Annotated in this window: 8 protein-coding genes; 2 read left to right on the top strand and 6 right to left on the bottom strand. The window is 67.9% G+C overall.

Translation table 11 applies throughout. The features are described 5' to 3' along the window. Window positions 1-300: 300 nt before the first annotated feature. A complete protein-coding gene (locus tag AC5JJ6_RS35715; RefSeq protein ID WP_044426667.1) occupies window positions 301-1008 on the top strand; it encodes a GntR family transcriptional regulator in 708 nt (235 codons plus the stop codon). Between the two features lie 11 nt (window positions 1009-1019). Here AC5JJ6_RS35715 and AC5JJ6_RS35710 read toward each other — a convergent pair whose 3' ends face one another. The 3 genes from AC5JJ6_RS35710 to bla form a co-directional block, all read right to left on the bottom strand. Then, window positions 1020-1157, bottom strand: a complete 138-nt coding sequence (locus AC5JJ6_RS35710; protein WP_496046594.1) for a hypothetical protein — start codon at window positions 1155-1157, stop codon at window positions 1020-1022. A gap of 239 nt (window positions 1158-1396) precedes the next feature. After that, window positions 1397-1873 carry a tellurite resistance TerB family protein gene (locus AC5JJ6_RS35705; protein WP_496046593.1) on the bottom strand — a complete coding sequence of 159 codons (477 nt, stop codon included), beginning with the start codon at window positions 1871-1873 and terminating at the stop codon, window positions 1397-1399. Window positions 1874-2034: 161 nt separating this feature from the next. Beyond that, the gene (bla, locus tag AC5JJ6_RS35700; RefSeq protein ID WP_496046592.1) at window positions 2035-2922 is read right to left on the bottom strand and encodes a class A beta-lactamase; all 888 of its coding nucleotides are present in this window, start codon (window positions 2920-2922) and stop codon (window positions 2035-2037) included. A 98-nt stretch (window positions 2923-3020) separates the two neighbouring features. On the opposite strand from bla, the gene AC5JJ6_RS35695 reads away from it, so the two are divergent. Next, the gene (locus AC5JJ6_RS35695) at window positions 3021-3902 is read left to right on the top strand and encodes a LysR family transcriptional regulator (RefSeq protein WP_496046591.1); all 882 of its coding nucleotides are present in this window, start codon (window positions 3021-3023) and stop codon (window positions 3900-3902) included. A gap of 18 nt (window positions 3903-3920) precedes the next feature. On the opposite strand, the gene AC5JJ6_RS35690 is transcribed toward AC5JJ6_RS35695, so the two are convergent. From AC5JJ6_RS35690 to AC5JJ6_RS35680, 3 genes are all read right to left on the bottom strand, one after another. Beyond that, a complete protein-coding gene (locus AC5JJ6_RS35690) occupies window positions 3921-4853 on the bottom strand; it encodes a LysR substrate-binding domain-containing protein (RefSeq protein ID WP_496046590.1) in 933 nt (310 codons plus the stop codon). Between the two features lie 35 nt (window positions 4854-4888). Beyond that, entirely contained in the window at window positions 4889-5815 is a 927-nt protein-coding gene (locus AC5JJ6_RS35685; RefSeq protein ID WP_496046589.1) for an HpcH/HpaI aldolase/citrate lyase family protein, read from the bottom strand. Further along, the coding region (locus tag AC5JJ6_RS35680; RefSeq protein ID WP_496046588.1) for a CoA transferase at window positions 5812-6475 on the bottom strand (664 nt) is incomplete at its 5' end. The genes AC5JJ6_RS35680 and AC5JJ6_RS35685, both read right to left, overlap by 4 nt.

The following is a 6475-nucleotide window of genomic DNA, read 5'->3' as shown; positions in this document are numbered from 1 at the left end:
CGGCGTTCCGGAGCGCCCACTTGGCCAGGGCGCTGGTCAGGGCGGCGAATGTAAGAGAAGCGGTCATCGTCTGACTCCATGATAGACGGAACGGCGCTTTCTCCCTCAGTATCGTTCAGCCGTCTGGAGCGGTTGTTGGATAAGCATATCGTGCAACGCACAACCGGATGCAACCGCATAGCTCGAAAGGCAGCCACGCGGATTCCGGAACCCTCAAATATTCGATCTGCGTATGGTAGCAAGGCCGGAAAACCGTGGTATTGTATACGGAGCATTGATCCCAGGGGCATTTGGCATACCATGAACCTGCTCGGTCCGACGCCTGAAAGCGAGACCTCACCCGAAGACAAGGGCCTGCTGTCGGACCAGATCCGGCGGGCGCTGGCCGACGAAATCGCGACCGGGCGGCTGAAGCCGGGAACGGCGCTGGACGAGCAGCAGATCGCGACCCGGTTCGGAGCGTCGAGGACGCCGGTGCGGGAAGCGCTGCGGCAACTCGACGTCTCGGGATTGGTCGAGATCCGGCCCCGGCGCGGCGTGATCGTGGCGCTGATGACGCCGGAGCGGATCATGGACATGTTCGAGACGACGGCCGAGGTGGAGGCCATGTGCGTCCGGCTGGCGACGTACCGGATCACTCCGGCGGAGCGCAGCCATCTTCAAGGCCTGCACGAGGAGTCGGCTGATATGGTCGCCGCTTCCGACCTCAACGCCTATGACGAGTTCAACCGGGTGTTCCACGAAGCGATCTACCGCTGCACCCACAACCAGTTCATGGCTGAACAGGCGATCGGCATCCGCGCGAGGCTTGCGGTCTTCCGGCGCACCCAGCTGCGGCACGGCGACCGGATCGTCAAGTCGCATGAGGAACACGGGGAGATCCTGCGGCAGATGGCGCGGGGCGACGGCGGCGAGGCCGCCCGCTGCATGCGCGCCCATATGCTGAACGCCAGCGGCGCCCTGACCAGCTACATCCGGATGCTCAACGACAGCGATCCTCTGGCGTGAGGTGCCTGCCGTCAGAAGAAGATGTCGTCCAGGCAAGCATCCGCCGGCGCAGCCTCCGCGGTGGTCATGCCTGTGGCCGCCGGGGCGAACCGCTGGTGGATTTCCCGTTCGCCGGCCATGGTGTAGCGGGCGCCGAGCATCGGCAGCACCCTCTTCTCGGCCTGCCGCGCGTTCGAAACAGGACAACCAGAGCCCAGGTGGCGAGCGGCGGCGGCAGGATGACGTTGGCCGGCAGCTTCGCCTCCACCTGCCGCGACGGCAGTTCCCGGCCGGCGCGACCCGGCCTGCCCCCTGCCGGGCACGCGCGGCGCCCTTAAGGGCGTCGCAGATCCGGACGGGCATCGAGGCTCCGGACCGGTCAGGGGTCAATCCTCGCTATCGGGCCTCGCTATCGGCCCTCGCTATCGGCATCGCCGTCGTCATCGATGTCGCCGAATACCTCGTCTTCGCGGATGTTCAGCAACTGGCAGAACTCACGGATCACCTGCTCCTCGTCGTCGTGCAGGACCGGATCGTCGGCCTTGGCCAGCACAAGGGCGAACTTCAGCAGCAGGACCTGCTGATCCTCGTCCTGGATCCGGAGCACGGCCCGCCGCACGCCCTCGGTCCCCTTGCCGCCATGCAGCTTGTACATCTCGCTGTAGTGCTGGAACGTGTTCAGCAGCCGGAAGGGCGTGAAGGGCTGGAGCAACGGCGACGTGGTGATGAACTCCTCCAGTTTGGCCTGCTCGACTTCGTCCAGGCGTCCATCGGACCAGACGATAGCCGCCGCTATCGCCATGGCGGCTTCCGAGAAGTCGTGGTTCTGGAGCCGTCCCACGTAGTCGGTCAGGACCTTGGCGAAATTCTGGCTGATCGTAATCATGACATCGTCCATCGCAGCGTGTCACACCAGCTAGCACGACGAGGAGGGGCTTGTCCCGGATAACTCCGGCATGTTCCTCAGCGGATCGGAGTGCCTCGGAGGATCGCCCGCTCCCCGGAGGGCTGGCCGAGCCGGCGCGTGGCCGCTCGGCTGTCTGCGGATCACCCGGTGAACGCGCCGGCGGCGGCCCGCGCAACATCCGCGTGGATCGCGTCGCCCTGCTTGAACCCCTCGGGCGTCTGCGTGATGTAGCTGGCGATCAGGATCGGCGGCCTGGCTCCGGGCCAGACGATGGCGATGTCGTTTATCGATCCGTTGCCGGTGCCTGTCTTGTCGCCGACACGCCAGTCCCGCGGCAACCCGGCGCGCAGGCGGTTGTCGCCGGTCTTGTTGCCGACCATCCAGTCGATGAGCTGCCCGCGCGAGGATGGGCGCAGCGCGTCGCCGACCATCAGCCGGTTCATGCTGTGGACCATCGCGTTCGGCGTCGTCGTGTCGCGCGGGTCGCCGGGGATGGAGGTGTTCAGCGTGGGCTCGTTGCGGTCGAGGCGCGTTCGCTCGTCGCCCAGGCTGCGCACGAAGGCGGTGAGGCCGGCTGGATCGCCGACGGCGGGCAGCAGGAGATTGGCCGCGACGTTGTCGCTGAGCGTCATCGTGGCTTCGCAAAGTTCCGCCACCGTGGGCGGCGTGCCATTCACCCGAGTCTCGGCGAAAGGCGCATAGGGGATCAGGTCGCCGGGCGACACGGGAATGCGGCGGGTCAGGCTTTCCCTGCCCTCGTCCACTTTCTTCAGGATGGCCGCGGCCAAAAGAAATTTGAAGGTGCTGCACATGGGGAACATCTCGTCCCCGCGCCAGTCGAAGCGCCGGCCGCTGCCGGTGTCGAGCACCGCCACGCCCAGCCGTCCGCCGCTGCGGCGCTCGAGCGCTGCCATGACGTCGCTCAATCCTTTGCTGTCCGGAACATCGGCGTTCCCAGCGTTTGCGCGATTTGCGGCCAGCAGCATCAAGCCGCCTGCCGCGCCCAAAAATCGCCGTCTTCCGATCATCTAAAACCTCCAGCTTCGTCGTGTTGGTGGCTGGACGTTACAAACACCGGGTTGCACGAACAAACGACGATACCTTTCGCAAACCAAAAAGAAATCTAATGGACCGTCCGCAGCTTCCCCTCAACGCCCTGCGCGCCTTCGAAGCCTCCGCACGGCACCTCAGCTTCACCCGCGCGGGGCTGGAGCTGTGCGTCAGCCAGGCGGCGGTCAGCCACCACATCCGGACGCTGGAGGCGCGGCTGGGTGTTACCTTGTTCCGCCGCCTGCCCCGTGGCCTCACCCTGACCGACGAGGGAGCGGCACTCGTGCCGGTGCTGAACGACGCCTTCGAGAGCATCGGGGCCACTCTGGACCGGTTCACCGAGGGCCGTTACCACGAGGTGTTGACGGTCGGCGTGGTCGGCACCTTCGCCACGGGATGGCTGCTGTCGCGGGTTCCGGGCTTCACCAGCGCGTATCCGGGGATCGATCTTCGCATCCTGACCAACAACAACCGTGTGGACCTCGCCGGGGAGGGCCTGGATTTCGCGATCCGCTTCGGAGACGGCGCTTGGCACGGCATCGAGGCGACCATGCTGCTGGACGCTCCCCTCACCCCGCTCTGCGCGCCCGGTGTGGCCCGGCGGCTGACCACGCCGGCCGATCTTGCCCGCGAAACGCTGCTTCGCTCCTACCGGGGGGAGGAATGGCAGCGCTGGTTCGCGATCGCCGGGGCACCCTGCCCGACGATCCGGGGTCCGGTTTTCGACTCCTCCCCTACCATGGCCGCAGCGGCGATAGCCGGGATCGGCGTCGCACTGCTGCCCGCCGGCATGTTCGGGCATGACCTGGGCACCGAGCGGCTGGTTCGGCCCTTCGAGGCCGAGGCTCCGGCCGGGCGCTACTGGCTGACCCGCTTGCGCTCGCGCTCGGAGACCTCGGCCATGCAGACCTTCCGGCGCTGGCTGATGGAATCCTTGCGGGACCGGGAGCCCTCGTGACGGCGGCATGGCGCCGCTTCACCAGAGCTTGGCGCGCCACCAGCCGGAGTTGGCCTCCGTCCGCAGGATGCCGACCGCGATGCGTTCGACTTCGCGGGCGGCGCGGGTCAGGGGACGGCTGTTGGCGTGAGCGATGTGGACGGAGCGTTCTACCACGGGTTCGACGATGCGGGCGACCGAGAGGGCGGCGCCGGACTCGTCGCTTTCCAAGGCGGCGAGCGACAGGATGGTGTGACCGGCGCCGCGGCGGACGAGGCGCTTGATCTGGCTGAAGGCGTCGATCTCGATCGTCACGTTCAGGCCGATGCCGGCCCGCCGCGCCGATTGCTCGATCAGCGAGCGGAGGCCGTGCTCCCGCCCCGGCAGGACGAACTTGAGCGGTTCCAGCCGGTGGAACGGCGCGTCGCCGCCCTCCGCGATGCCGGCCAGCGAGGCCTCGTCGCGGCCGGCGAGGTAAAGCTCCTCGGTCAGGAGCTTGGTGCTGTCGATGCCGGAATTTGGGTGCGCGCCGTAGAGCAGGCCGACGTCGACCTGCCCCTCCAGCAGCCAGTGCGCGATGTAGCCGCTCATGCTCTCGACGACGCGCAACGTCACATTGGGCAGCGCCGCCTGGGTCTGCTCGATCAGCGGAACGGCCAGGATCGTCACCAGCGAGGTCGGGATCGCGAAGGTCACGCGGCCGACCGGGCTGTCGGAGCGCGACCGGAGGCTTTCCCGCGCGTCGTCGGCCGATTTGAGGATCAGCCGGGCATGGCGGATCAGCTCCTGCCCCTCGCTGGTCGCCACCACGCCGCGGGCCGAGCGCTCGAACAGGACGACGCCGAACTCCTCCTCCAGGTTCCGCAGATGGGTGCTGATCGAGGGCTGGGCCACGCGCAGCGCCTGTGATGCCTTGAGGATGGAGCCATGTTCCGCGACGGCGAGGAAGTACCTGAGCTGGCGAAGATCCATCTGCGGCGGCGTCGTCCTGGGGTAGCCGGTCTATCCTAACTTGGCGAGCGGGCAGCCCCCCTGTCCACGGCGCATGCGGATATCGCTTCGTGCCGCGCCAGCACCGCCCGCGACTGGTCGACCACGGGCAGGTCGAGCATGCGGCCCTTGTGGCGGACGGCGCCCCTGCCCTCGCGCAGGCCGGCCTCGAAGGCGGCAATGACCTCCTCCGCGTCCTGGACTTCCTTGGCGGACGGGGCGAAGGCCTCGTTGAGGATCGCCACCTGATCGGGGTGGATGCAGAAGCCGCCTTCGAAGCCCAGCCGGCGCGCTTCCTGGATGACGCGGCGGTACCGGTCCAGGTCGGTGTAGTCCGCCACCGAGCCGACATAGCCGATCGGCAGGCAGCCGGCGGCCCGCGCCGCCGCCACCGCCATGACGTTGGGGACGTAGAGGCTGCGGTCGTCGGGCACCATGCCCATCGACACCGCCAGATCCTCGGCGCCGACCGTGATGCCGAGGACGCGCGGGGATGCTGCAATGGCGCGCATCTCGCCAAGGCCGCCGGCTGTTTCGATCATCGCGACGAGGCCGGTGTGACCCCGGGGCAGTCCGCGCTCGAACTCCAGCTCGTCCAGGATCTCGCCGACGGCGCGGATGTGGCTGGCGTCCGGCACCTTGGGCAGCGTCAGCGCCATGACCTCGGCGCAGACGCTGGACTCGATGTCGGCGACGGCCTGCCGCCACGGCCGGTTGATCCGGACGACGACCTGGACGCCGTCCCGCGCCAGCCGGGCGGCGGCGGCGCGGACCATGCCGCGCGCCTCGGCCTTCTGGTCGGGCGGAATGCTGTCCTCCAGGTCGAGCTGGATGACGTCGGCTCCCCGCCTGGGAGCGCTGGCGAGGAAGCGTTCGTTGTTGACGGGAACGAACAGCATCGACCGCCAGATCGGCAGCGTCTTGTTGGGCAAGGTCTGGGTCATGCCGGCATCTCCTGTTCGCGTTCCGCCATCGTAATGCCGGGTTCCGCCATCGTGATGCCGAGTTCCGCCAGGATCTCGGCGTTGTGCTGGCCGATGCGCGGCGCCGGGCGGCGCATGCCGCCGGGCGTGCCGGACATCCGGGGAATGACATTGTGCATGGGGAGCGTTCCCATGTCGTCGTCCGGCAGCTCGACGATGACTTCGCGGCCACGGACGAAGGGGTGGTCGACCAGATCGGCGATCGAGCAGACGGGACCGACGGTGACGCCGGCCGCCTCGAACAGGTCCAGGTTATGCTCCTGGGTTCGGGTGGCGATGACGGAGCCGATGATCTGGTCCAGCTCGTCCCGGTGGCGGACGCGGTCGTCGTTGGTCCGGAACCGGGGATCGGCGATCAGTTCGGGATGGCCGATGGTGGTGAAGATCCGCTCGGCCATGGACTGCATGGAGCCGGACATCGCCACGTATTTGCCGTCGGAGCAGACATAGACGTTGCGCGGCGCCGTGTGGGTCGACTGGTTGCCGGCCCGGTTGGACGGCACGCCGGTCAGCCGGTACTGTGCCGCCTCCGCCCCGATCATGGAGAAGATCGGCTCGAACAGGGACAGGTCGATCACCTGCCCGCCCTTCTCGCCCCGGACCGCATGGCGGAGTGCGGCC

Source organism: Skermanella sp. (assembly GCF_059503625.1).
This window is presented reverse-complemented; position numbering and strand designations above follow the sequence as displayed.